2 protein-coding genes are annotated in these 674 nt (G+C 56.5%); one reads left to right on the forward strand and one right to left on the reverse strand.

Going from position 1 to position 674, the window contains the following annotated elements; all coding sequences use genetic code 11:
• Positions 1–314 (forward strand): 3-oxoacyl-[acyl-carrier-protein] synthase III C-terminal domain-containing protein (locus I6F35_RS39590; RefSeq protein WP_275945546.1); only part of this gene is annotated, 314 nt, incomplete at its 5' end.
• A gap of 54 nt (positions 315–368) precedes the next feature.
• On the opposite strand, the gene I6F35_RS39595 is transcribed toward I6F35_RS39590, so the two are convergent.
• Complete coding sequence (locus I6F35_RS39595; protein WP_225122967.1) at positions 369–578, reverse strand: cold-shock protein; 210 nt, start codon at positions 576–578, stop codon at positions 369–371.
• Positions 579–674 lie beyond the last annotated feature (96 nt).

The raw sequence follows: 674 nt of genomic DNA on the forward strand, positions 1-674 counted from the left end.
AGTCTTTCACCCAGGTCGGGAGAAGAGTATTAGAGGTTTTTGAGCGGAGCCTCGGGAGATCGTCTAAGGACTTCTTTTCCAGCTATGAGACTCTTCGACGTCACGGAAATATGTCCAGCGCAACTGTACTATTCGTTTTAGATCACGTGCTTGAGCATGGGAAGCAGGCGCCGGGATCATACGGAATCTTGGCTGCGTTCGGACCAGGGTTCTCGGCCGAGCTGTCGCTATTAAATGGGCTGAGGACGAAGCGGCGGGCCGACAGGGCTGGGCGGGAAACGCACGTTGAGCTCCCGCCATCTATGAACGGTTAAGATCGAGCGGCCCACATCATCATTCCATTGCATCACTGGGAACGACGAAAACTCTTAAGTCAGCGAGAGGTTCTCTGCGCTGTCTTTACCGCTCTTCCGGTCGGTCCTGACCTCGTAGTTCACCCGCTGGCCCTCGGCGAGGCCACCAAGGCCCGCACGCTCGACCGCGCTGATATGAACAAACACGTCCTTGCCGCCATCACTGGGTTGGATAAACCCGTAGCCCTTCTGCCCGTTGAACCACTTCACTGTACCTGTCGCCATAACGTTTTCTCCGAAGCGCAACGCGCATCTCGCATGGACTCGCGCGATTCCGACAATTCAATCCGAGGATGTCTCTGGGAAGGGCCGCTAGGGACC

The organism is Bradyrhizobium sp. BRP22, assembly GCF_020194175.1.
GTDB lineage: Bacteria > Pseudomonadota > Alphaproteobacteria > Rhizobiales > Xanthobacteraceae > Bradyrhizobium.